The following is a 23,867-nucleotide window of genomic DNA, read 5'->3' on the forward strand; positions in this document are numbered from 1 at the left end:
ATGTTCAACGTGGCCATCACAACGCACCTCCTTGAGCTGACGGCCAGGGCTGGTCAACGCGGGGCTTGTCAAGCGCATCGCTGCGCCTCAAGCCCCCTCCTTCAGGAGGGGGTCGTTGACGGTCAGCCCTCGGGAGGCGAGGATCAGGGCGGCCTGGGACGGGCTGATGATCGCTCCGCGCAGCGAGCGGAGCCGGGTGTCGTCGACCTCGCCGAGGTCCAGGCCGCGCAGGTCGGCCATGGTGAAGACCGTGTCGACGGTGCGGGCGCCGATCATGCGGCAGTCCTCGAACACGGCGTTGGTGAAGTCGCAACTCGACAGGTTGGCCTCGTCGAGGCGGGTGCCCCGCAGGTGGGCTCCCCGGAACGAGCAGCCGATCAGGTCGGCCAGCATCAGGTTGGAGCCGTCGAACCGGTAGCCGATGCCCCGGCAACCGGTCAGCACCGCGCCGATCATGCGGCAGCCGGTGAAGACGACGTCGGTGAGCAGTGCCCGCCCGAAGTTCGCACCCGACAGGTCGACGTCGGTGAAGGCCGCGTCGACGAGCTCGGCGTTCGCGAACCTGAGCCCCGCTCCCCCGCCGCCGGAGAAACGCGCCCCGTCCAGATCCGTACGGCGGAAGTCGGCCCGCTCCAGGGCGCATCCCTCGAACGAGGCCCCCACGAGCGACGCCCCGCTGAAGTCGGCGCCGGTGAGGTCGCACTCCTTGAAGACGTAGGGCCCCTCGCCGGTCAGATGATCGCCGAGCGAGAGCTTCGCCAGATCGAACCCGTTGATCTCCCGCTGGTCCGCCAGCAACCGTGCCACATCCATCCGGCGATTCAAGCAGCCCGCCCCGACAGAATCACCGCGCCGCCCGCCCCGTACGTCGACGCCGGGGACGCGCCGCCGGTCAGGTCGCGCTCTCGTCCCCGGCGAGGAGTTCGGCGGCCGCCTGGCCGCAGACGCGGGCGGATCCGTGGGTGGCGACGTGCACGGCGCCGAGGTCGGAGCGTCCGGGCAGGCCCATCTCCACCACGACGGCGTCGGAGCGGGCGGCCAGCAGGTGCCGGAGCGCGTCGGTCTGCCAGGGGTGGCGGTGCGCGTCGCGGACGACGATGACCAGGGGGCGTCCGGCCGCGGTGGCGAGTACGGCCTCGATGGCGCTTCCGGTGGCGGTGGAGGCGTCCAGCCGGGTCACCGTGGTGCCGGGGAGGAGCTTGCCGAGCGGCTCGCCGACGCCCCAGGGGGTGTCCTTCTCGATGGCGAGGTTCATCTCGGGGGCGAGTTCGGCGACGTGCGGCGGGGCGGACAGGGGGAAGGACGCGGTCGCGGAGCGGCGGGTGACCCGCAGTGCGCGCCGGGCCGCGGCCAGGCCGATCGACGCGTCGCCGGAGCCGCCGGAGGCGGCGCGCGCGGGCGTGTCCCGGTGGGCGGTCGCGGTCCAGAGGGCGAGCTCGCGGACGCGGCGGGCGGCGTCGGCCAGCCGTTCCTCGGGGAGCCTGCCCTCGATCACGGCGTCCGCGATCGCGTCCCTGATCGCGATCGCGGTCTCCTCTCCTGCGTGCTCGCCGCCCACGCAGACCGCGTCGGCGCCCGCGGCGACGGCGAGGGCGGAGGCGCCGCCGATGCCGTACGGGCCGGAGACCGCGGTCATCTCGATGCCGTCGGTGACGATGACGCCTTCGAAGCCCAGCTCGACCCTGAGCAGGTCGTGCAGGACCCGGCGGCTGAGCGTGGCGGCCATCACGGGGTCCAGGGCGGAGACGAGCAGGTGGCCGGTCATGACCGTGCGCACCCCCTGCTCGACGGCCGCGCGGAAGGGCCGCAGCGCCACGTCGCGCAGTTCCCCCCCGGTGGCGGCGACCAGCGGCACGCCGTGGTGGGAGTCGACCGAGGTGTCGCCGTGGCCGGGGAAGTGCTTGGCGCAGGCCGCCACGCCCGCCGACTGCATGCCCCGGATCCAGGCCGCGGTGTGCCTGGCGACGAGATCGGGGTCCGCGCCGAAGGAGCGCAGGCCGATGACCGGGTTGTCGGGGTTGGAGTTCACATCCGCCGAGGGGGCGAAGTTGAGGTTGACGCCCGCCAGGGCCAGGTCACGGCCGAGGTCGGCGGCGATCTCCTCGGTGAGGCCGGTGTCGTCGACCACGCCGAGGGCGAAGTTGCCCGGCCGGGTGCTCCCGCCGGCCGCCTCCAGGCGGGTGACCTCGCCCGACTCCTCGTCGATGCCGACGAGGACCTGGGGGTTCTCCTCGCGGAGCGCGGCGGTGAGGTCGGCGACCTGGGTGGGGGTGGCGATGTTCCTGGAGAAGAGCACCACCCCGGCCAGCCCTTCGCCGAGCCGGCGCCGCACCCAGTCGGGCGGGGTCTTGCCCTCGAAACCGGGAAGGACGACGGTCTCCGCCAGACGGAGCAGCTCTGGGCCGCGCTTCATTCACCACTCCTCGCCTGACGACCGGCCGGCGTCCCATGCCGAAGGCGCGCAGACCCCACGTTGTCCAGAACCTCCGGGGAAAGCGCTCCCACGGCGGCTTGGCGCAAATCTAATAGGAAAGTTTCCTAATTGCTAGTGGGCTGACCATTGGTCTTCGAGTAAAGGCTCGCGGGTCGGAACCAGGAGTGAGGAGCGTGGCACGGGAAGCGAATCGAGGGTCCGGAACCACTCACCCGGGACGGTGCGCCGAGAGCCCGCGCGGGGAACGCGGATTCGCCGACGGCCCCGGGGTCGTCGGCGACGTCGGACGCGTGGTGTTCGGCCCGTCTCCTACCCGAAGTAACCAAGTCCTACTAGACGGAACATTCGTCATCGAGGTACCAGCCGTACGGGCTCGGAGCCGCCCCCGCCGCCACGCGCGGAGCGTAGTGCTGGGTATGTAGTGAGGCCACCAGCTCACCCCGGCTGTGAGTTCCCGTCTTGGCGAAGACCGCCTTCAGATGGTCCTGCACCGTGAACGGCGAGATGCCGAGCACGGCGGCCATCTGGCGGGTGCTGCGCCCCTGCGCGGCCAACGCCGTCACCTCACGCTCGCGCGAGGTCAGGTCGTAGGCCCTGGCGATGATCTGACCGAGCACGGCGGGACGGGCGCCCTCGACGATGAGGGCCACCCGGTCCGCCGACCCCTCGATCGGCGAGCCGTGCAGCACCACCCACCGTCCGCCCCGGGCCGGCAGGGCGGCAGTGGCCGGGCCGTTCCCGGCCTGGGCGGCGGCCACGACGGACCTGACCACACTCGGTATGCGGCCCCGATCGTCGATGGCCTCCAGCCACGTGCGCGCCTGGGTGCTGAGCGTCTCGACCTCGCCACCGGAGCGTACGAGCAACATCCCCGGAGGATCTTCGATGCCCTCGGCGACGTCCAAGGCGGCACGGAGCAGGGTCAGCCGGAACAGGTCCGCGATGAGGGAGACCGCCCCGGTCAACGCCGCGAGCTCGGCCGCCCCGAACGGCGGCGACGGCGTGCACCGGTAGAGCGTCAGCGACCCCCAGCAGCCGTTGCGGGACCGCAACATCACGCGGGCCTCGTCGCAAATCCCGAGCTCACGCAGCAGCGGTTCATATCGCGCCGCCTCGGAGATCCGGCCGCCGGTGGCCTGGTGCAACCCCGCGACGGGCACGGCGGCGTTGGCCAGCCGGGTATAGCCGTTGAGGTCCGCGTCACGGAACTCGAGATCGAAGATGATGCGCTCGCGGTCCGCGCCGCCTTCGTGCCCGATCCCGGTGACGAAGCAGCTCGTCCACAGCAGGGTGGCCGGGTCGACCGTCGAGATCGCCGCGATATCGTACCCGATGACCCGGCGCAGCAACCGGTCGAGTTCCGTGCGCACCTCGGTGAGGTCACCCCCCCGTACCGCGATCCGGCGCAGCCCTTCGTGCAGGTCCATGTTCAAAGGATCGCCCGTACGTGGCCTCCTCACCACCCCCATGTTTATGGGATACCGCTCCCCGGCTGCCCCTTCCTAGCCTTTTCAGCATTCGATCTGAAGGAGCCGAACATGGAACGGGACGACCTGTTCACCCACATTCACAAGGCACTGCGCCGGGGCCTGTTCGAGGTCACGATGCTGGCGGGCGCCACCGACTGGGCCGACGACGACGACGTCGAGCAGTTGGCGGCGCGCTGGCAGCCCCTGCTGGCGCTGCTGCGTTCGCACACCGAACACGAGGACCGGCACATCCTGCGCGTCCTGGACCCGTACGAGCACCAGGCCACCGACGCGATCGCCGAGCAGCACACGGACCTGGAGGAGCTGGAGCAGTACCTGGCTGAGGGCTTCGACGCGCTCGTCGTCAAGCCCGATCCGGTGGCCGGCCTCGCCTTCTACCGCGACCTGGCCAGATTCACCGCGGCCTACCTCCCGCACCTGCACGAGGAGGAGACCGTGGTGATGCCACGCATCTGGGCCCGCTGCACCGACGAGGAGATCGCGGCGGCACGGGCGGCGTTCATGGCCGAGACGACGCCGGAGATCCAGATGATCAGCCTGGAACTGATGTTGCCGTCCCTCGACCGACCGACCCGGACCGGGCTCGTCCGGCGGATGGCCGCCACGGCTCCGCCGGAGGTGGTGAAGGGTGTGCTCGCGATCGGCGACCGCGTGCTCGGCGCCGCCGACTCGGCCGCGCTCCACGCCCTCGTCTCCACTGCCCCGGCGAGCGGCGAACTCCATGCGTGACCGCTTGTTCCGCAGCACCGCAGCGGCCCCTCGACCTCTACCCCCGCCTTGACGAACCGCCGGCTCTAGAGCCTTTCGATGATCGTGACGTTGGCCTGGCCGCCGCCCTCGCACATCGTCTGCAGCCCGTACCGGCCGCCGGTCCGCTCCAGCTCGTGCAGGAGCGAAGTCATCAGCCGGGCGCCGGTCGCGCCGAGCGGGTGACCGAGGGCGATGGCACCGCCGTTGGGATTGACCCGGCCGGGGTCGGCGCCGGTCTCCTTCAGCCAGGCCAGCACGACTGGGGCGAACGCCTCGTTGATCTCGACGGCGTCGATGTCGCCGATCGTCATACCCGCCCTGCGCAGGGCGTACGCGGTGGCGGGGATCGGCGCCGAGAGCATCATGACGGGGTCGTCGCCGCGGGCGGAGATGTGGTGGATCCGGGCGCGCGGGGTCAGCCCATGGGCCTTGACCGCCCGCTCGGAGGCGAGGAGAAGCGCGGCCGCGCCGTCGGAGATCTGCGAGGAGAGCGCGGCGGTGAGCCTTCCCCCCTCGACCAGGGTCTTGAGCCCGGCCATCCGCTCCAGACTGGTGTCACGGCGCGGGCCCTCGTCGACGGAGACGCCCTCGTAAGGGACGATCTCGGCGGAGAAGCGGCCCTCGTCGATCGCACCGAGTGCCCGCCGGTGGGACTCGTACGCGAACTCCTCCATCTCAAGTCGCGATATATCCCATTTTTCGGCGATCATTTCGGCGCCTCGGAACTGCGACACCTCCTGTCCGCCGTACCGGGCCTGCCAGCCCTTGGAGCCCGCGAACGGGCTGTCGAAACCGAGCGCCTGCCCGGCGGTCATGGCATAGCCGATCGGGACCCGGCTCATGTTCTGCACGCCGCCGGCGACGATCAGGTCGGCGGTACCCGACAGCACCGCCTGGGCGGCGAAGTGGAGCGCCTGCTGGGAGGAGCCGCACTGGCGGTCGACGGTGACGCCGGGCACCCCCTCGGGCAGCCCGGCGGCCAGCCAGCAGGTGCGGGCGATGTCGCCGGCCTGCGGGCCGACGGTGTCGACGCACCCGAACACGACGTCGTCCACGGCCTCGGGGTCCACGCCGGTGCGCCCGACGAGTTCGCGGATGGCGTGGGCGCCCAGGTCGGCTGGGTGCGCGTCGGCGAGACCGCCGTTCCTGCGGCCCACCGGGGTACGGACCGCGCCGACGATGTATGCCTCGGTCATTGCCTGATCCCTTCGGTCTTCACCTGACGACAATGGTAGCAAGCGCTTGGTTACAAACAGGGGCCGGGATGAGCTGGCGCGTTTCGGTGAACAAGCGATTGCGCAAGGGCTCATAATGGTGGGGTGAACACGCGAAAGAACTCCGGCGGCGCGACCACGACCCCGGTCAAGCGCCAGGGCGGGACCAAGCGCGCGGCCGCATCCGGCCCCGCGTCAGAGCGCCGCGACCATCTCGTCAAACTCGCCGCCGAACTCTTCGCCCGCAAGGGCTTCCAGGCGACCACCGTCCGGGAGATCGCCGAAGAGGCCGGCATCCTCTCCGGAAGCCTCTACCACCACTTCGACTCCAAGGAGACGATCGTCGACGAGGTGCTGACCACCTTCCTCGACGACCTCGTCGGCCGCTACCGCGCCGCCCTGGAGCAGGACGGCGACGCCCGCACGATTCTCTCAGAGATGGTGCGCATCGGGTTCAGCACCCTGGAGCCCCACCGCGCGGCGATCACCGTCATGCAGAACGACTGGAACTACCTGCAGTCGCTCCCCGGTGACCGCTTCGACTACCTGGTCAAGGCCGAGGACGAGGTCGAGCGGATGTGGGTCGGGCAGATCAAGCTCGGCCAGGCCGCCGGCCTGTTCCGCGCCGACGTCGACCCCAAGCTCACCTACCGCATGATCCGCGACACCATCTGGGTGGCGGTGCGCTGGTTCCGCCCGGGAGGACGCCTCAACACCGCGGGTCTCGCCGAGCACTACATCACCGTCCTGTTCGACGGCCTGGCGACCGGCGAGCGGAGCAGCCAGAAGGCTTGACGCCCGTGAGCGGAACCCCGCGCGAAGAGCGACCCGGCCTGTGAGAATCAAGCCGTCCGCGAAGCGAACGGAAGTGGTGGGCGAGCGTGGAGATACTGCAGAAGGCCGTGCGCATGGCACTCACCGAGGTGGCCGACTCCGCCAAGGCCCCGGTCATGCGGGCCTACATGAAGTCGGAGATGCCCTTCCTCGGGGTGCAGGCCGCACCTCGCCGCGCGGCGCTGAAGCGGGTGTTCACCGAGTACTACATGGAGACGGCGCCCGCCTGGCGGGAGGCGACACTGGCCCTGTGGCACGGGGCCGAGTACCGCGAGGAGCGCTACGCGGCGATCGAACTGACCGGCTTCCGTCTCTACCGGGGCTTCCAGACGCTCGACGCGCTGCCGATGTACGAGGAGATGATCGTCACCGGAGCCTGGTGGGATTACGTCGACGACCTCGCCGTCCACCGCGTCGGCGGCCTGCTCGCGGCCTTCCCCGACACCATGCGCCCCCTCGTGCTCCGCTGGGCCCGCGGCACCGACCTGTGGAAGCGCCGGACGGCCATCCTCTCCCAGAACCGCTTCAAGGCCGCCACCGACACCGGCCTGCTGTACGCCTGCATCGAGCCGAGCCTGTCGGACAACGACTTCTTCGCCCGTAAGGCGATCGGCTGGGCCCTGCGCGAGTACGCCAAGACCAACCCCGACGAGGTCGTCCGCTATGTCGACCACACCGGCATCAGCGGCCTGAGCCGCCGCGAGGCCCTGAAGAACCTCCCGGTGCGCTGACCCGGTTCCGCGCTGTCGTGCTCTCCCGGGGAGGTCGTGCCCCTATCATCCGGACTCGGACATGCCGGTCTCGCGGCAAACGGTGATTTCAATGATCACTGGCCGTGGGGCGGCTCCTATGGGAAAAGTTCGAGTCGCGGTACGAGGCGCTCACAGAAGTCGATGATGTTCGGGTGGACCTGGGCCGGGCCGACCGCGCTAGCGCATGGTCCCAGAGCCGAACCCGCCTCCAAGCCAGAGTGGATAAATCACCCAAATAGGCTTAAATCGATGCTTAAGGTGAATATGGCAGATAAAATGCCTATCCGGCACCTCTTCCAGCGCCACATATCCGAGTTCGATCGCCGGGTCCAGATCGGTCGGCGACCCTGTACACCGACCCCCGCTCGCGCAGGAACCGGCCAGGTCGGACATATGGATGGTCTGTTCACCGAAATGCTCGACGGTTCGCAATTCACAGCGAACCGCTACATGACTCCATAACTTCCTCCGATTGCGTATTAATCGCCTCCATGCTGTAATTCGGAGTAGCGGCCGGAGGTGTACATAAGTGGATCCCTTGGTTTTAGCAGCGGCAACCGCAGTTGTTTCGGCGATGGCCACGGATGGGTGGCAGCGCACCAAAGACCTGGTAGTGAAGTTATGGAGCCGCCACGATGCAACCGAGTCGGAGGCAATCGGACGAGAACTCGACGCGGCCCAGGAGATCGTCGTCGCGGCTCACGAGGAGGATGACTCCGAAGCCGCCAACGCCGTCACCGCGATCTGGCAACTCCGTTTCCGGGAGCTCGTCCGTACCGATCCGGCGCTTGCCGAGGAGTTGCGCCGAGTTCTGAACGACGAGCTCCTTCCGGTTCTCGAACCCGAGGAGCGTTCGCGGGTGGGCTCGATCGTCATGCGGGCGAATGCGAGCGACAACGCGCGCGTTTATCAGTCGGCTCGCGATATGACCATCAACGAGAAGTAAAAAGCAGTGAACGGCGCTCAGGATCCGCGCGACGAACAACACCTCCATTTCGACGCGCAGGCATCCGGCTCAGCCCAAGTCAATCAAGCCGGTCGAGACATTCACCTCTACTATCGCTCCGGAACCCGGAATCGTCGGCGAGTCGTCGCCGATCCCACGGCAGTGGGCTGTCCTTACCCTGGCCTGGCCGCGTTCACTCCGGACAGAGCCGAATGGTTCTTCGGTCGCGACTACCTGATCGCCGATCTCATCGGTCGGATGGACCTGCGCCTGCGCACCGGAGGTCTGCAGATCGTCATTGGACCTTCCGGTGCGGGCAAGTCGTCACTCCTGCAGGCGGGTCTCGTCGCGGAGTTGAAGGCGTCCGCACTACCTGGATCGCTCCAATGGTCGATGATGCTCATCACCCCAGGCGCCGACCCTCTGGGCGTTCTCGCTACGGAGATCGCCGGTCTGGCGGGGCGGGAAACCGGAGATGTCGCGTCCGAGGTTCGAGCCGCGCCCGCTACCGCCGCCGCGATCATTCGAACGGTCCGGCCGACGAGCCGGGTCGTCATCGTGGTCGATCAGTTCGAGGAACTCTTCACTCAGGGCGCGGATGAGACCGAGCGAACGCTCTTCATCCAGGCGTTGGCCACGCTCGCCGAACGAAACTCGGAGGGCGAGGCGATCGCGCTCGTCGTGCTCGGCATCAGGGCCGACTACTTCGCGGCCTGCAACGACTACCCCGTGCTGCGCCGCGCGCTTGAGGACACTCCGCTTCTGGTCGGTGCGATGTCGGAGGACGAACTTCGCGAAGCGATCATATTTCCAGCTGAAAGTGCCCTCCTGGAGATCGAATCCGGCCTTCCCGAGATCCTGCTGCGCGACCTTGGGACGACATCCCGCCCGGGGTCCAACGGCGTACGCGATTACGAGGCGGGAAAGCTGCCGCTGCTGGCGCACGCGCTTCGCGCGGCCTGGCAGCGTAAGAGCGGAAGCCGACTGACCATTGAAGGGTACGAGGCAACGGGCGGAATCGCGCGGGCGATCGAAATCAGTGCGGATCACACCCTCGCCGGTCTGACGCCGGAAGGCCGGGCCATCGCGGCGCAGGTCTTTGTCCGGCTTGTCAAGATCAGCGACGAGAGCCAGGACACTCGCAGACGGCTCCCCGCAGCGGAACTTCGGGCGCTGAGCTCCGATCCGCATGCCGTCGACATCGTGATCAGCGCTTTCACCGGGGCCCGCCTGCTCAGCACCGATCAGGACACCGTCGAGATCACTCATGACGCGCTGCTGTACAGCTGGCCCGCCCTGCGCAACTGGATCAATGGCGATCGTGATGACCGGCTCGTACAGCAGGGACTGGAGGACGCCGCTGCGGCATGGATCAAGGATGAGGACGCCAGCTTGCTGTACCGGGGTGCGCGTCTGACGATGGCCGAATCCTGGGCAAGCCGTACTGCGGCCCCTCAACTCAGCCCCGGTGCCCACCGGTTCCTCACGTCCTCGATCCGGCAGCACCGGCGGGCCCGGCGGCTGCGCACCATACTCGCGACCACGCTCGTGTTACTCACCGTGCTCTCCGTCGGCGCGGCCGGTTTTGCGTTCCTGAAGCAGCGCGAGGCCGTCACTGAACGCAATCTCGCCGTGTACGCCCGGCTTCTCGCCGAGGCCGACCGTCTCCAGCCGATCGATGTCTCCCTATCCGCGCAGCTCAGTCTGGCCGCCCACCGGATGCGGCCCAGCGACGAGACCTACACCCGGTTGCTGGCCACCCAGAACGCCGCCCTCGGCCACCCCCTGGCCGGGCATACGGATGATGTGGAGGGGCTGGCGTGGAGATCCGACGGGCGCGTCCTGGCCAGTGCCGGCCACGACAACACGGTCCGTCTGTGGGACGTCACCGATCCCACACGCCCGGCCCCCCTGGGACGCCCTCTCTCCGAGCCCGACAAGGTGACCTCTGTGGCGTTCAGTCCTGATGGGCGGACCTTGGCGAGCGGGGGCTTCGGTAAAGGGGTCAGGCTGTGGAACGTGTCGGATCCGGCCCAGGCCACACAGCTTGGGAAGCCCTTGGAAGGCTCCTGGGAGATCGCCAATGCGCTGGCCTGGAGCCCGGACGGTCGTACGCTCGTCGCACTGGCGAGCGGACGCCTCCACATCTGGGATGTGAGCGATCCGGAGCGCCCCGCGATACTGGCCAGGCCGGTGACGGCACACACAAGCGCCGCCTACCACATGAAGTTCAGCCCGGACAGTCGCACGCTGGTCACCAGCGGCACTGACGAGAAGGTCCAGCTCTGGGACATGTCCGATCGTAGGACGCCGACCGCGCTGGGTGAACCCATTAAGGCGGACTCCTCAGCAGTGGACATCAGCTTCGATGGGCTGCTGCTCGCGACGACCTGGGAGAACGCGATCGTCCGCCTGTGGAGCCTGGTGGATCGCGCGAAGCCTCAGTCGCTCGGTTTCGTTCAAACGAGCCACACGAACACCATTTCCAGCGTCGCGTTCAGCCCTACGGCACCTGTCCTCGCCACTGCGAGCAACGACCAAACCGTTCAGCTATGGAACGTCGGTAACCCCGCCGACATCACCGCCATAGGCCAGCCGATGACCGGCCACGGCAACAGCCTCAACGCGCTCGCCTTCAGCCCCGACGGCGCCAGCCTCGCCACGTCCGCTGCCGAAGACGTCATCCGCATGTGGACCTTGCCCAGAACCAGAGTGCTCGGCCAGACCGGGGGCATCACGTCGCTTCGCTTCACGTCGCGAGGGAAGGCGCTTGCTAGCGTCGCCGGAGACGGGACCGTACGCCTCTGGGACACCTCCTGGCCAGGCCGTGTTCCTCCTCTGGGAGTGCCGCTGAACGGTATCAAGACGATCCTGTTGCCCCACCTGTCCACCACCGCCGACGGGGCCTTCATGGTCGGCGTCAAGGGCCTGAACAAGGTCCAGATCTGGGATGTGTCGGTGCCCGCCAAGCCGGTTCCTCAAGGGGAGCCGCTTTCGATCGACACGCTGACCGTCACGGCCGCCATAATCGCGCCCGACGGCAAGCTGTTGGCGACGGGGGATGCCGACGGCCGGATCTCCTTGTGGGACGTGTCGGTTCCCGCTGTCCCCAAGCTGATCATCAGGAGTGCCCCGCAGTCGCACCCTCTCGTCGACATGGCCTTCAGCCCTGACGGCGCCACTATCGCCGCGGCGTACGGCGATGGAGTTCTGCGGCGATGGAAGGCCGACGCGGGGAACGGGCTACGGCAGACCGGGCAGGAACAGGGCAGTGGGTCTTACCTCTTCACCGTGGTCTTCAGCCCGGACGGGCGTACGGTCGCCGGCGTGAGCGGCGACAAGTCGGTCCGCTTCTGGGATTTCTCCGATCCGGCGTCGTTGCGGTCGCTCGGCGCTCCGCTCGAAGGCCACAAGGACACCGTGTCAGCGCTGGCCTTCACCCCTGACGGTCGGACGATGGCCTCGGTCAGCCAGGACCGGTCGATCCGGCTCTGGGACCTGACGGACCGGAGCCGTCCAGTCATGCGTGGACAGGCCATACTCGGGCACGGTCGCAGCGTGGAGACGGTCGCGTTCAGTCCCGATGGGACGAACATGGCGACTGCGGGCAGTGACAACGTGATCTTCCTCTGGAGCCTGCGGACGCGTGACGTGGTGGATCGTGTCTGCGCGCTCACGGCTGATCTTCTCACCCCCGCTCAGTGGCGGATCCACGTGGGCGAGTCGATTCCCTACGACCCGCCGTGTCCGGCGAGCAGTCGGCGGCCGGCTCCGACGGTGGAGTCGCCTGTCGTGCCGGATGACCCCTCCGGCCTGATCGGCATCTGGCAAGGAACCTACACCTGCCCCCAAGGCCTGACGTCGATACGGTTGCGCGTAAGCCGGGCACCGGACCAGCGCTCTTTGGTGGCGCGGACGGATTTCGGGACGGCTCCGGGCGGTCCTTCCGTTCCGAAGGGCACGTTCATGATGCGCGGTGCCATAACAAACGGCGTCCTGACCCTTAAAGGCGACCATTGGGTGAAACAGCCGCTCGGGTATCAGATGATCGACCTGAGCGCCCAGGTGAACGGGAGTCGTCCCGACCAGATCAGCGGCCAGGTCGAAACGTCCGGCGGAGAGTGCACAACCTTCATGATCCACCGCTCCTAGGATCGGCTCGGATGCCCGCGTCCTGACCCACGCCGGGGATAGCCCGGCAAGGCTCTGAGACAACCAGGCTCGTCGCCCCCTACTTGAGGGCGCCCGCGGTGAGGCCCTTCTGGATCTGGCTCTGGAAGAGCGTGTAGACGATCATCATCGGCAGGATGGCCATGCTCAGCGCGGCGAACAGGGCCGACCAGTCGGCGTCGTAGCCGGCCGCCGTGGAGATGTCGGCGATGCCCTGGGTGAGCACCCATTTGTCCCTGTCCGAGGTGAGCAGCACCAGGGGCAGCTGGTACTGGTTCCACTGGCCGAGCACGTTGAAGATGGTCACGCTGACGATGCCCGGCTTGGCCATCGGGAGCATGATCCGGAAGAAGACCCGGGCGTGCGAGGCCCCGTCCACGAAGGCCGCCTCGGCCACCGCGCCCGGCAGCGTCCTGAAGAACGCGGCGAGGAAGAAGACCGTGAAGGGCAGCGAGTAGGCGATGTACACCAGCACCAGCCCGCCGTGCGTGTTCAGGCCGATGAAGGGGCCGATCACCGGGACCGTCCCCATGTTCTGCACGACGAAGAACAGCGGGGTCAGCGCCAGGTAGACCGGGAAGGCCAGGCCGGAGACGAACAGCAGATAGATCGCCCGGTTGCCGCGAAAGCGGTAGCGGGCCAGCACGTACGCGGCCATCGAGCCGAACAGCATGGTGCCGAAGGTGCCGAAGGCCACCACCACGATGCTGTTGATCATGTACTGGCCGATGTGCGCCTGCTCCCAGGCACGAGCCCAGTTGTCGAAGCGGAGGGAGGCCGGCAACGACCAGGCGTCGCCGAAGATCTCGTCCTCGCTCTTCACCGAGGCGAGGAAGGTCCACACGATCGGCACGACGACCAGGACCGTCCAGACCAGCAGTGCGATGTGCGTCAGGGCCGACAGGGGGCCGAGCCGCCTCCTGCGCTCCTCGCGGGCCCAGGCCCGGCTCCGGGGAATCACGGCGTCCGCCACTAGAACTCGATCCGCTCACGTCGCGACAGGCGCAGGGCCAGTGTCGCGAACCCGATGGTGAAGAAGAACAGCACCACGCCCATCGCGGAGGCGTAGCCGAACTTGAAGTACTGGAAGGCGGTGCGGTAGATCTCCGCCGCCATCACGGTCGTGGAGTGGTCAGGACCGCCGTGCTCCGCCGTCATCACCCACACGATGGCGAAGACGTCCAGCGCGGCGATGCCGAGATAGACCCAGCCGACCTGGATGGTGTCCCAGAGCAGCGGCAGCGTGACCCGCAGGAACAGCTGTATCCCTCCCGCGCCGTCGATCGCCGCCGCCTCGAACAGGTCGCGGGGGATGGAGGAGATGCCGGCGGAGAAGAGCACGACGTAGAAGCCGACGGCCTGCCAGACCAGCACGGCGAGGATCGACCAGAACGCGACCCCGGTGCTGGAGAGGAAACCGATCGGCTCGAACCCCAGGGCGATGAGCGGCGCGTTGAGCATCCCGCTGCGGTCGGGCCTGAAGACCTGCTGGAACAGTACGGCGACCACGGCGACGGCCAGCACCTGGGGGAAGAAGAACACCACCCGGTAGAACTTCGACCCCCAGATGCCCCCGGTGCCGCCCCGCCCGCCCGCGTTGAGCAGGAAGGCGAAGAAGAGCGCGATCCCCAGGGTCAGGATCGGCATCAGGACCAGCAGGATGAGGTTGTGGCTGACGGCCTTCCAGAACACGTTGTCGGCTCCGAGGCGCTGGAAGTTCTCCAGGCCCACCAGCCGCGGGCTCGCGTTCACCCCGCGCCAGTCGGTGAACGCGATGTAGAAGGCCTGCGCGTAGGGCGCGATCACGTAGATCACGTAGAGGGCCACCGGGATCACCAGGAATCCCGCGACGAACCGTGTCCGGCCGTGGTTCATGAGCGACTCGCCGTTCGGTGATCGGCGCGCCGCCGGGCGGGCCGGTGAACCGTGGACCTCAACGCGATCTCCTGCCTAGGGGGTGGTCGGTGCCGGCGTCCCCCGCTGTCGGACGGGGGCGGACGTCAGCGGCTGAACTTCTTCACCGAGGTGTCCTTCTTGATCGCGTCGGCCTTCCGCTGCGCCCGGTCCGCCCACGCGTCGACGGTCAGCTTGCCGGCCATGAGCTGCCCGGTCGCGGCGGCCACCTCGTCGTGCAGCTCGACGTACCACTTGCGGAACAGGAACCAGACGGCGTTGTCGCCGGCCGCGTTCAGCGCGGCCGCGGCGCTCTTGAGGCCGGGCTTGAGCGTGTTGCCCTCCCCCGCGCCCTTGACGACGGTGAGCGTGGAGACCAGCTCCATGAACTTGCCCGCGCCCTCCTTGGAGAGCATGGCGCGCATGTACTCCAGGCCCGCGTTGGGGTTGGCCGACTTCGCCGAGACGACGTACTCCTCGCCGGGCTGGGCGTGCAGGGTGCCGTACGGCAGGGCGTCCGAGGAGCCGAAGTCGGGCAGCGGGAACATCGCGTAGCCGAAGTCGGCCGGGGTGGAGTCCTTCTGCTCGTTCTCCAGCCAGGAGCCGCAGGGCAACATGGCGACCTGGCCCTTGTTGTGCGCCGTCTGGGTCTGCACGTGGTCGAGTCCCGCGGTGCCCTGGAGCAGGTACTTCGACCCGAGCTCGGCGAAGGCCGCCGCGGCCTGCTTGACCGGCTCGGCCTTCCAGGCGCCGTCCTCGAGGTTGTCGATGTTCTTCAGCACGTCCTTGCCGCCGATCTTCGCGGCGAGCGTGAGGATGGTCTCGTAGATGTAGAAGGGGTGCTTGCCGGCGTAGGTGAAGGGCGCGATCTTGCCCGCCTTCTTGATGGTCTCGCACAGGGCCAGGAAGTCGGCCCAGGTCTTGGGGACCTGCCAGCCCTCGGCCTCGAAGAGCTTCTGCGAGTACCAGATGCCCCAGACGGTGTTGGCGTAGTTGAGGACGTAGGGCTTGCCGTCGTAGCTGCCCAGCTCGATCGCGTTCGGGTCGATCGTGTCGCGCACCTTGACCGCGGGGTCGTCCCAGCTGGGCGCGTCGTACAGCGGCGTGAGGTCGGCGAGCTGACCGTCCTGGACCAGGGCGCCGAAGTCCATCGCGTTGGCGCCGGAGTTGTTGATGAACTCCGGCGGGTTCCCGCCGGCGAAACGCGGCTGGAGGGTCTTGGCGATCTCCTTGGTCGCGTTGTGCTTGATCTCCAGTTTGGGGTGCTTGGCCTGGAGCAGCTTCTCGTGGACGTCCTTGGCGTAGCCGTCGCCGAAACCGCCGTCGAAGATCCAGATCTCCAGGGGCCTGTCCTCGGCGAAGCCGAGCGGGTTGGCCGCGCTGGTGGCCCCGGGGGCGGGTGCCGAGGACGCGGCGCCGCCGTTGCCCGCGGGGGTGGCGCACGCGGACAGGGCGGGCAGGGCGAGGCCGGCCAGGGCCGCGCTGCGCAGGAGCTCGCGCCTGGATAGCTGGGTCATGCTTCCTCCTGGGGGTGGCCTGGAAGTGGCAGGCAGTGGTCAGGCACCTCGCCGGATCCTTCCGGCGTAGCGGTTCTCGAGAACACGGTTGTGCTCGTCTCCGCCGGTCACGTTGGCGGAGCGGTAGATCGGCGGAGTGTGGCCCGCCTCGATGAGCGTGCGCACCACCTCGGCCACGACCATCTGGGCCAGCAGCGCCGAGGTGATCGTGGAGACCGCCCCGAACGTGCCGCCGTCCGGGAGCGGGAGTACCGCGTCGCCGTACGGGGCGCGGTTGTCGAGCACCACGTCGGCGAGGTCGAGCAGCTTGCGGCCCGAGGGGTGGCGCGAGGTCATCTCGGTGCTGTGCCGTACGGAGGTCAGGGCGATCAGGCCGTGCCCCCGCTCCTTGACGATCGAGGCCAGCTCGACCACCGAGCCGTTCACCCCGGAGCTGGAGATCAGCACGAACACGTCCTGCGGCCGGACGGGCGCCAGGTCGTAGATCCGCCGGGCGACCGACGGGTCTCGCTCCAGCTCGCCGGGAGCGCCGAGGAGGGTGCCGACCGGGGCGTCCCCGTACAGGACGACGTCACGCAGGGCCAGACGGTTGCTGGGCACCAGGCCGCCCGCGCGCCCGGCGATCTCCATGGCGATCGCCTCGGAGTGCCCGGAGCCGAACGCCTGGATCACTCCGTCGTCGAGCAGGGAGGTGACCATCAACGCGGCCGCGTCCCGTACCGCGCTCTCCTGGCTCCGGGAGACCTCGTCCACCAGGGCCTTCACCTCATGGACGTACTCGGCGGCCCCGATATTGATGTCCACACTCAGTTCCTCTCCACGCGGTGGCTCTCCAGAGCCCGGATCGTCAGCTCGAACGCCTCGTTGGTCTGCTCGTAGGTGCGCTGCGCGACCGCGACGTAGACGGTGTCGAGGACGAAGAGCTGGGAGTGGACGGCGGCCAGGCCGCCCAGCCGGAAGGTGGTCTCGCGGCTGGCGGTGGTCAGCACCAGCTCCGACAACTCCGCCAGCGGGGAACGGGCGAAGGAGGTGACCGCGACGGTCAGCGCGCCCCGGTCCCCGGCCTCGCCGAGGGACTCCAGCACCTCGCGGGTGCGGCCCTGGTGGGAGATGCCGATGGCGACGTCGCCCTCGCCGAGCAGCGCCGCGTCGGCGAGCGCCTCGTGCGCGTCGGCGTGGCTCCAGCACGGGACCCGGATGCGGCGCAACCGCCCGCCCATCATCCCGGCCACCGCCCCGCTGGTGGAGACCCCGAAGATGAGGACGCGGCGGGCCGCGACGATGGCCTCGGCGACCTTGGCGACGGTGCCCGCGTCGAGTTGGGCCGCGGTCTCCTGGATGAGCCGCGAGTCGGCGGCGGCCATCACGCCGATCGCCGCGTCGAGCGGGTCGGTGGGGCCGATCTCGTGGCCCACCCCCATGTCCCAGTTGGCCTGCGCCGCGCGGCCGGTCTCGGTGGCCAGCGCGACCCGTAGCCCGGCGTACCCCGCGAAACCGAACACCCTGCAGAAACGGGTGACCGTGGCGGGCGAGCTGCCGCTCCGCTCGGCCAGCGTGATGATCGTGGATCGTGCCGCCTCCGCGGGGTCGGCCAGGATCGCCTCACCCACCCGGCGCAGCGCCTCCGGCAGCGCGGGCGTCTCGGTCTGGATGCGTCCGAGCGCACCTGCGGCCACAAGCATTCCTTTCATCAAGAATCATCTGGGTGAAAATTATTCTCAACTCGGGGCCACGTCAAGACCATCGGGGGCATAGTGGAGGGCGTGACACCGGTGGCTCCGGAGCCCGTGGAGAAGTTCCGACAACCTCCGCCGCCTTTCGAGCGTCGTTCATGGCAGAGGTTCCAGAAAAGGAGCCGCCCGACGGAGGCGAACCCCACGATGACTCCACGTCCGGCCGACACGCCGCATCAGGTTTCCGGTGCGCACGTCCACGACGAGCTGGCCGCCCGGCGCGCCCGGCGCGCCCGGGACCAGAGACTGCGCAACGACCCGCACCTCCGGCTGCTCGAACGCGAGCACGGAGTCCGCTTCACGGTCGAGGAGCTCCAGGCCACGGACCGGCAGGCCCAGGAGACGTGGGCGCCGCGCCACGAGGAGCCGACGCTGGACGAGGAGACGCGCTCCCTGCAGCTGCTCGTCTGGCGCCGCCTGGGCCCGAGGGGGTTCCAGGGGTTCATGCGGGATCTGGAGGAGATGGAGGCCGAGCTCGCCAGGTCTCGGGAGGACGACTGGGACGAGTCCAGCTGAGCCCGTCCGGCCCCGCGCCCGCCATGTTCCGCCGAGTGGTCGACCCGACGTGACCTCAGCCGGGACGGACCAGCAGGGCCGCGCTGCCGTAGCTGCCGCCGAACCCGGTCACCAGCGCGGTCTCGCGACCCGCCCTGAGCTCCCTCACCGCCTGCGCCACGTTGTTCAGCCCATGCACGTACCCCTCCGACAGCAGGCCGCCGTGCGGATTGACCCGGGCGTGGCGCCGGGCGAGGAGGAACTCGCCCAGCTCGGCCCGGCGGGCCAGGCCGAAGTCCTCCAGTTGCCGGGGCACCAGCCAGGAGTAGGCGTCGTAGAGCAGGGCGACGTCCACGTCCCGGGGTCGCATGCCCGACGTCTCCCACAGGGGAGCCGCGACATGGGCGGAGAAGACCGCGGTGACGTCGGGCGAACGGTCCATGGACGAGCAGCCCGGCCCTCCTCCTCTGACCACGGCGTGGATCCGGGGAGCCTCGGGGGCGAGCCGCGCGTCGCGGATCACCAGCGCGCAGGCGCCGTCCGTCTCCTGGCAGCAGTCGACGGTCCGCAGCGGTGCGCAGACGTACGGCCTGGCCAGGTACTCCTCCAGTGAGAGCGGATCGCGCCGCAGGGCACGCGGGTTGGCCGCGGCGTTGTCGCGCGACTGGGCGACGACCGCGTGCAGATGCTCCTCTCCCAGGCCGGTCTCGTGCAGATAGCGCTGCGCCGCCAGGGCGAACATCGGGATCGGCCCCGCCATGCCGTACGGGATCGTGAAGCGCTCCTGCGGGCCGGTGGAGACGGTGTTCATGCGCCTGCCCGAACGGCCGTTCAGCGCCCGGTAGACCAGCACGCTGCTCGCGACGCCGCAGGCGATGAGCATCGCCGCGTCGCCGAGGATGGACGCCGCCTGGGTGCCGCCGCCGGAGATGTCGTTGTGCCAGCCCAGCCTTTCGATCCCCAGTGCCCTCGCGACACCGACCACGGGGACCGAGTCGTTCATGTGGTAGCTGAGGACCGCGTCGACCTGCCCGGCCGCCAGGCCGGCGTCGGCCAGCGCGGCGCGGGACGCCTCGACGGCGAGTTCCAGCTCGGTCCTGCCCGAGGCCCGCGTCAGGGCCGTCATCCCGAGGCCCGCGACGGCCGCCCTACCTCGCATCCGACTCCTGACAGATCGGGTCGCCCGCCGAGACGGGGCGCGATCCGTCCCGGCGGACGACGTCCGTGGACCGCCGGGACGTCGTGGACGCGGGCGGATCTCGGCCATCGCCCGTCACGGTAACGCGGCCCCCGCTCTTAGGCAAGCGCTTGCTCGGTTAACCGGGCGACGGACCGGCCGGGGGGGCGAAGGACCGGCCGCCCTCGACCTCCGCCCGCCGTTCCGCGGCACGCCGTCTCCCGCGCGGTGGACGGCCACATCGCGCCGATCGTCCGGCAAAAGGGCAGCTCACAGGGGCAGAGACCGGCATGTGCGGTTTTCGGGGCGGCCGCTGCCTGCCCGGATGAAGCCGGGTAACACCCTGTTCACATACGGGCAACAGCTGCGAAATCGCGACTTGCGAGTCTTTGGTGGCAGCAGACACCTCCACCCTCAAGGACTCCGCCGATGACCTTCAAGGCCGAATACATCTGGATCGACGGTACCGAGCCGACCGCCAAGCTCCGCTCAAAGACCAAGGTCATGGCGGACGGTGCCGAACTCCCGATCTGGGGCTTCGACGGATCCAGCACCAACCAGGCCGACGGCTCCTCCTCGGACCGCGTGCTCAAGCCGGTGTTCACCTGCCCGGACCCGATCCGCGGCGGCGGCAACGTGCTGGTGCTGTGCGAGGTGCTCAACCCCGACATGACCCCGCACGCCAGCAACACCCGCGCGGCCCTCGCCGAGGTCGCGGAGAGGTACGCCGCCCAGGAGTCGTGGTTCGGTATCGAGCAGGAGTACACCTTCTTCAAGGAGGGTCGTCCGCTCGGCTTCCCGCTCGGCGGTTTCCCCGCTCCGCAGGGTGGTTACTACTGCGGCGTCGGCGCCGACGAGGTCTTCGGCCGCGAGATCGTCGAGAAGCACCTCGACTACTGCATCGAGGCGGGCCTGGCCATCTCCGGCATCAACGCCGAGGTCATGCCCGGACAGTGGGAGTTCCAGATCGGCCCGGCCGGCCCCCTGGAGGTCTCCGACCACATGTGGATCGCCCGCTGGCTGCTCTACCGCACCGCCGAGGACTTCAACATCGCCGCCACCTTGGACGCCAAGCCGGTGAAGGGTGACTGGAACGGCGCGGGCGCGCACACCAACTTCTCCACCAAGGCAATGCGCGAGGGCTACGACCCGATCATCACCGCCTGCGAGGCCCTCGCGGCGAACGCCCTGGAGCACGTCAAGTACTACGGCGCCGGCATCGAGGACCGGCTCACCGGCCTCCACGAGACCGCCCCCTGGAACGAGTTCAGCTACGGCGTCTCCGACCGCGGCGCCTCGGTCCGCATCCCCTGGCAGGTCGAGGTGGAGAAGAAGGGCTACATCGAGGACCGGCGTCCGAACGCCAACGTCGACCCTTACCTGGTGACCCGCCTCATCGTGAACACATGCTGTTCCGCTCTGGAGAAGGCCGAGCAGGTCTGATCCCGACCGAAGAACGCGAAGGCCGCGAACGTCCTGCCGGGGGCGTCCGCGGCCTTCCGCTTTCCCCGGCGGCGACCGCACGGTGGCCGGCGCCGGTGGACCGAAATATCAAACCCCAAATAAAAGCAAAATGTCGGCATACCGCCCCTCGGGTCGGCCTGTCCCCCGGCTCCGCACCCCCACGCCCGGCGGAAACGGCCTCTCGTCCCGCCCTGCCGAGACCCGTGACCGTCTCGAACGCGGGAACCACAAACGGGGAGGCGATTCACCGGCCGGGTAAACCCGATGGCCGCCAACCCGGGTGCGTGACGAAAATCCCACGAAACAGCTGCTTTAGGACAGCGCTAAAGGGGTAGCTTGCGCCGTACCATAACTGCGATGCAGGACGTAGTGGAGCAATTACAGCGTTTGGGGATGTCGGGCTACGAGGCCAAGGCATACGTCACCCTGGTCGGTGCCGGCAAGCCTCTCAACGGCTACGAGGTCGCCAAGCGCTCAGGCGTGCCACGCAGCATGGTCTACGCGACCCTGGGCAAGCTGGTGGCCAAGAGCGCGGCCTACGAGTTGCGCGGCGCCGACGACACCGTCGACTACCTGCCGCTGCCGCCGCGCTCCCTGCTGGAACGCATGCGCCGGGAGTTCGACGACTCGATCGAGTCGCTGGAGGTCTCGCTGCCCGTGATCGTGGCGTCCCCCAGGGCCCACCTGATCCACAGCCTCAAAGGCTCGGAGGCACTGCTCGCGCGGGCCGAGGACGTGGTGGCCGAGGCGCGCACCGACCTGTTCCTGTCGATCTGGCCCGAGGAGATGGCGCGGCTCTCCCCGCTGGTCGGGCGGGCCGTCGAGCGCGGGGTCGAGACCGCGGTGGTGCACTTCGGATCGGCGCGGAAACCGGTCGGCGGCTTCTACGAGCACCGTTTCCCCTCCCCGTGCGCGACCGCCGAGGAGCAGGAGGGGCAGGCCGGCCAGGACCACCGGCTGCTGGTCGTCACCGGCGACCGGCGGGAGACCCTGGTCGGCGGCTTCTCCGGCGGCACCGTGTGGGGCGTCTACACCGAGGACCCGGCCGTCGTCGCGATGGCCGTCCAGTACGTCAGGCAGGACATCGCCCTGCAGATCATCGCCGACCGGATCGGTCACGAGAACATGCGCGAGCTCTGTGCCGGCGACCCCGAGCTCAGGCGCTTCCTCACCGGACACGGCTGCGCCACCGCGCTGCTACACGCCGCCGGGATGCCCGGCGCTCCCGATTCCACGCCCGATGGACGGTTGCTTTAACACGAATATGACATCCTTCGGAGGGATTATCCCCATATCGAGGGCCGCTATCTTGGGGGAAGACAGCAGATGGATAAACCGGTCATCATGACGGTCGACGACGATCCGGGGGTATCCCGCTCCGTCGCGCGCGACCTGCGGCGCCGCTATGGCCATTCCTACCGGATCGTCCGGGCCGACACCGCTGCCCAGGGCATCGAGAGCGTCCGCGAACTTCGACTCCGCGGCGACGACGTCGCGGCGATTCTCGCCGACTACCGGATGCCCCAGATGAACGGCGTGGAGTTCCTGGAACAGGCCATGGACCTGTATCCGTACGCCCGCCGCGTGCTGCTGACCGCCTACGCCGACACCGAGGCCGCGATCCAGGCGATCAACGTGGTCGACCTCGACCACTACCTGCTCAAGCCGTGGGATCCGCCGGAGGAGAAGTTCTACCCGGTGCTGGACGCCCAACTCGACGCCTGGCAGCGCACCGACCGGCGCGAGTCCGACGACCTGCGGGTGGTGGGCGCGCGCTGGTCGGCTCCCTCGTACGAGGTCAGGGACTTCCTGTCGCGCAACCAGGTGCCCTACCGCTGGATGCTGGACGACTCCCCCGAGGGCGCCGAGTTGCTCGCGGCGGCCGGGGAGAAGGCCGGCACGGGTCCGGCCAGGGTGCCGCTGGTCGTCACCGGCGACGGCGCGAAACTCAGCGCGCCGAGCCTGTCCGAGCTGGCCCAGGCCGTCGGGCTGTCCACCGCGCCGGCCACCGACTTCTACGACCTGATCGTGATCGGGGGCGGCCCCGGCGGGCTGGGCGCCGCGGTCTACGGCGCCTCCGAGGGACTGCGCACGGTGATGGTCGAGCAGCACGCCTCGGGCGGGCAGGCGGGCCAGAGCTCCAGGATCGAGAACTACCTGGGCTTTCCCGACGGCGTCTCCGGCGCGCAACTCGCCGACCGGGCCAGGCGCCAGGCCCTGAAATTCGGCGCCGAGCTGCTCACCGCCCGCACGGTCACCAGCCTTGAGGTCAAGGGACGGGCCCGGGTGGTCGGCTTCGCCGACGGCGGCACGATCGCGGCGCACACCGTCATCCTGGCCACCGGCGTCTCCTACCGGCGGCTCGACGCCCCCGGCCTCGACGACTTCATCGGCTCCGGCTGCTACTACGGCGCGGCCGTGACCGAGGCACCCGAGTGCGCCGACCGCGAGGTCTACATCGTCGGCGCCGCCAACTCCGCCGGGCAGGGCGCGGTCTACCTGTCGGGGTACGCCAGCAAGGTCCACCTGGTCGTCAGGGGCGACGGGCTGGAACGGACCATGTCGCACTACCTGATCGAGCAGATCTCGCAGATCCCGAACATCGAGGTGCTCACCGAGACCGAGGTGGTCGGCGCCGAGGGCGAGGGGCACCTGGAGCGGATCACGCTGAAGGGCCCGGACGGCGAGCGCACGGTCGGGGCCGAGTGGCTGTTCGTCTTCATCGGCGCCGAGCCGTTCACCGACTGGCTCGGCGAGACCGTCGAGCGCGACGCCAGGGGCTTCGTGCTGACCGGCCCCGACCTGACCGCCGACGAGAGCAGGCCGCGCAACTGGCCGCTCCGGCGGGAGCCGTACCACCTGGAGACGAACGTTCCCGGGGTGTTCGCCGCCGGCGACGTCCGGGCCGACTCGATCAAGCGGGTCGCCTCCGCGGTCGGCGAGGGCGCGATGGCCGTGGCCCTCGTCCACCGCTACCTGGAGAAGACCTGATCGGCAA

19 protein-coding genes are annotated in these 23,867 nt (G+C 69.1%); 9 read left to right on the plus strand and 10 right to left on the minus strand.

Annotated elements, in window-relative coordinates:
- Positions 1 to 87 precede the first annotated feature (87 nt).
- From AB0J58_RS21745 to AB0J58_RS21755, 3 genes are all read right to left on the minus strand, one after another.
- Positions 88 to 813, minus strand: coding sequence for a pentapeptide repeat-containing protein (locus AB0J58_RS21745; RefSeq protein WP_364218160.1), 726 nt, complete (start codon positions 811 to 813; stop codon positions 88 to 90).
- Positions 814 to 892: 79 nt separating this feature from the next.
- On the minus strand, positions 893 to 2,413 hold the full coding sequence (locus tag AB0J58_RS21750) for a glycoside hydrolase family 3 N-terminal domain-containing protein (protein WP_364218162.1): 1,521 nt from the start codon (positions 2,411 to 2,413) through the stop codon (positions 893 to 895).
- A gap of 353 nt (positions 2,414 to 2,766) precedes the next feature.
- Entirely contained in the window at positions 2,767 to 3,861 is a 1,095-nt protein-coding gene (locus tag AB0J58_RS21755) for a helix-turn-helix transcriptional regulator (protein WP_364218164.1), read from the minus strand.
- Positions 3,862 to 3,972: 111 nt separating this feature from the next.
- Here AB0J58_RS21755 and AB0J58_RS21760 point away from each other — a divergent pair, with 111 nt between their 5' ends.
- Positions 3,973 to 4,653 carry a hemerythrin domain-containing protein gene (locus AB0J58_RS21760; protein ID WP_364218166.1) on the plus strand — a complete coding sequence of 227 codons (681 nt, stop codon included), beginning with the start codon at positions 3,973 to 3,975 and terminating at the stop codon, positions 4,651 to 4,653.
- Positions 4,654 to 4,718: 65 nt separating this feature from the next.
- Here AB0J58_RS21760 and AB0J58_RS21765 read toward each other — a convergent pair whose 3' ends face one another.
- On the minus strand, positions 4,719 to 5,870 hold the full coding sequence (locus AB0J58_RS21765) for an acetyl-CoA C-acetyltransferase (protein WP_364218168.1): 1,152 nt from the start codon (positions 5,868 to 5,870) through the stop codon (positions 4,719 to 4,721).
- A 123-nt stretch (positions 5,871 to 5,993) separates the two neighbouring features.
- Here AB0J58_RS21765 and AB0J58_RS21770 point away from each other — a divergent pair, with 123 nt between their 5' ends.
- From AB0J58_RS21770 to AB0J58_RS21785, 4 genes are all read left to right on the plus strand, one after another.
- Positions 5,994 to 6,683: a TetR/AcrR family transcriptional regulator gene (locus AB0J58_RS21770; protein WP_343980484.1), complete on the plus strand. Its 690-nt coding sequence runs from the start codon at positions 5,994 to 5,996 to the stop codon at positions 6,681 to 6,683.
- Between the two features lie 86 nt (positions 6,684 to 6,769).
- Positions 6,770 to 7,453 (plus strand): DNA alkylation repair protein, encoded by a 684-nt coding sequence (locus AB0J58_RS21775; protein WP_343980481.1) that lies wholly within the window; start codon positions 6,770 to 6,772, stop codon positions 7,451 to 7,453.
- A 550-nt stretch (positions 7,454 to 8,003) separates the two neighbouring features.
- Complete coding sequence (locus AB0J58_RS21780) at positions 8,004 to 8,420, plus strand: hypothetical protein (protein ID WP_364218170.1); 417 nt, start codon at positions 8,004 to 8,006, stop codon at positions 8,418 to 8,420.
- Positions 8,421 to 8,426: 6 nt separating this feature from the next.
- Entirely contained in the window at positions 8,427 to 12,572 is a 4,146-nt protein-coding gene (locus AB0J58_RS21785) for an NACHT and WD repeat domain-containing protein (protein ID WP_364218172.1), read from the plus strand.
- A gap of 79 nt (positions 12,573 to 12,651) precedes the next feature.
- Here the strand turns inward: AB0J58_RS21785 and AB0J58_RS21790 are convergent, their stop codons facing one another.
- The 5 genes from AB0J58_RS21790 to AB0J58_RS21810 all read right to left on the minus strand — a co-directional run bounded on the left by AB0J58_RS21790 (position 12,652) and on the right by AB0J58_RS21810 (position 17,691).
- A complete protein-coding gene (locus AB0J58_RS21790; RefSeq protein WP_364218174.1) occupies positions 12,652 to 13,551 on the minus strand; it encodes a carbohydrate ABC transporter permease in 900 nt (299 codons plus the stop codon).
- An 11-nt stretch (positions 13,552 to 13,562) separates the two neighbouring features.
- Positions 13,563 to 14,465, minus strand: a complete 903-nt coding sequence (locus AB0J58_RS21795) for a sugar ABC transporter permease (protein ID WP_364218176.1) — start codon at positions 14,463 to 14,465, stop codon at positions 13,563 to 13,565.
- Positions 14,466 to 14,590: 125 nt separating this feature from the next.
- Positions 14,591 to 16,000, minus strand: a complete 1,410-nt coding sequence (gene ngcE, locus AB0J58_RS21800; RefSeq protein ID WP_364218178.1) for an N-acetylglucosamine/diacetylchitobiose ABC transporter substrate-binding protein — start codon at positions 15,998 to 16,000, stop codon at positions 14,591 to 14,593.
- Positions 16,001 to 16,039: 39 nt separating this feature from the next.
- Positions 16,040 to 16,804 (minus strand): SIS domain-containing protein, encoded by a 765-nt coding sequence (locus AB0J58_RS21805; protein ID WP_364218180.1) that lies wholly within the window; start codon positions 16,802 to 16,804, stop codon positions 16,040 to 16,042.
- Positions 16,805 to 16,806: 2 nt separating this feature from the next.
- Positions 16,807 to 17,691, minus strand: coding sequence for a MurR/RpiR family transcriptional regulator (locus tag AB0J58_RS21810; RefSeq protein WP_343980466.1), 885 nt, complete (start codon positions 17,689 to 17,691; stop codon positions 16,807 to 16,809).
- A 189-nt stretch (positions 17,692 to 17,880) separates the two neighbouring features.
- On the opposite strand from AB0J58_RS21810, the gene AB0J58_RS21815 reads away from it, so the two are divergent.
- Positions 17,881 to 18,249: a hypothetical protein gene (locus AB0J58_RS21815; RefSeq protein WP_364218182.1), complete on the plus strand. Its 369-nt coding sequence runs from the start codon at positions 17,881 to 17,883 to the stop codon at positions 18,247 to 18,249.
- Between the two features lie 55 nt (positions 18,250 to 18,304).
- Here AB0J58_RS21815 and AB0J58_RS21820 read toward each other — a convergent pair whose 3' ends face one another.
- Entirely contained in the window at positions 18,305 to 19,387 is a 1,083-nt protein-coding gene (locus tag AB0J58_RS21820) for an acetyl-CoA acetyltransferase (RefSeq protein WP_364149342.1), read from the minus strand.
- Positions 19,388 to 19,834: 447 nt separating this feature from the next.
- Here AB0J58_RS21820 and glnII point away from each other — a divergent pair, with 447 nt between their 5' ends.
- The 3 genes from glnII to AB0J58_RS21835 all read left to right on the plus strand — a co-directional run bounded on the left by glnII (position 19,835) and on the right by AB0J58_RS21835 (position 23,860).
- The gene (gene glnII, locus AB0J58_RS21825; RefSeq protein WP_343980458.1) at positions 19,835 to 20,848 is read left to right on the plus strand and encodes a glutamine synthetase; all 1,014 of its coding nucleotides are present in this window, start codon (positions 19,835 to 19,837) and stop codon (positions 20,846 to 20,848) included.
- 378 nt (positions 20,849 to 21,226) lie between these two features.
- Positions 21,227 to 22,126 (plus strand): helix-turn-helix domain-containing protein, encoded by a 900-nt coding sequence (locus AB0J58_RS21830; RefSeq protein WP_364218184.1) that lies wholly within the window; start codon positions 21,227 to 21,229, stop codon positions 22,124 to 22,126.
- A gap of 87 nt (positions 22,127 to 22,213) precedes the next feature.
- Positions 22,214 to 23,860, plus strand: coding sequence for an FAD-dependent oxidoreductase (locus AB0J58_RS21835; RefSeq protein WP_364218186.1), 1,647 nt, complete (start codon positions 22,214 to 22,216; stop codon positions 23,858 to 23,860).
- Positions 23,861 to 23,867: the final 7 nt, after the last annotated feature.

This window comes from Streptosporangium sp. NPDC049644 (assembly GCF_040675205.1).
Classification (GTDB): Bacteria; Actinomycetota; Actinomycetes; order Streptosporangiales; family Streptosporangiaceae; genus Streptosporangium; species Streptosporangium fukuiense.

Excerpts from the sequence above, each read along its gene's own strand:
- AB0J58_RS21745 (WP_364218160.1), bottom strand. The coding sequence starts at position 813 with ATGGATGTGGCACGGTTGCTGGCGGACCAGCGGGAGATCAACGGGTTC.
- AB0J58_RS21750 (WP_364218162.1), bottom strand. The coding sequence starts at position 2,413 with ATGAAGCGCGGCCCAGAGCTGCTCCGTCTGGCGGAGACCGTCGTCCTT.
- AB0J58_RS21755 (WP_364218164.1), bottom strand. The coding sequence starts at position 3,861 with ATGGACCTGCACGAAGGGCTGCGCCGGATCGCGGTACGGGGGGGTGAC.
- AB0J58_RS21760 (WP_364218166.1), top strand. The coding sequence starts at position 3,973 with ATGGAACGGGACGACCTGTTCACCCACATTCACAAGGCACTGCGCCGG.
- AB0J58_RS21765 (WP_364218168.1), bottom strand. The coding sequence starts at position 5,870 with ATGACCGAGGCATACATCGTCGGCGCGGTCCGTACCCCGGTGGGCCGC.
- AB0J58_RS21795 (WP_364218176.1), bottom strand. The coding sequence starts at position 14,465 with ATGAACCACGGCCGGACACGGTTCGTCGCGGGATTCCTGGTGATCCCG.
- ngcE (WP_364218178.1), bottom strand. The coding sequence starts at position 16,000 with ATGACCCAGCTATCCAGGCGCGAGCTCCTGCGCAGCGCGGCCCTGGCC.
- AB0J58_RS21810 (WP_343980466.1), bottom strand. The coding sequence starts at position 17,691 with ATGAAAGGAATGCTTGTGGCCGCAGGTGCGCTCGGACGCATCCAGACC.
- AB0J58_RS21815 (WP_364218182.1), top strand. The coding sequence starts at position 17,881 with ATGACTCCACGTCCGGCCGACACGCCGCATCAGGTTTCCGGTGCGCAC.
- AB0J58_RS21820 (WP_364149342.1), bottom strand. The coding sequence starts at position 19,387 with ATGCGAGGTAGGGCGGCCGTCGCGGGCCTCGGGATGACGGCCCTGACG.
- glnII (WP_343980458.1), top strand. The coding sequence starts at position 19,835 with ATGACCTTCAAGGCCGAATACATCTGGATCGACGGTACCGAGCCGACC.
- AB0J58_RS21830 (WP_364218184.1), top strand. The coding sequence starts at position 21,227 with ATGCAGGACGTAGTGGAGCAATTACAGCGTTTGGGGATGTCGGGCTAC.
- AB0J58_RS21835 (WP_364218186.1), top strand. The coding sequence starts at position 22,214 with ATGACGGTCGACGACGATCCGGGGGTATCCCGCTCCGTCGCGCGCGAC.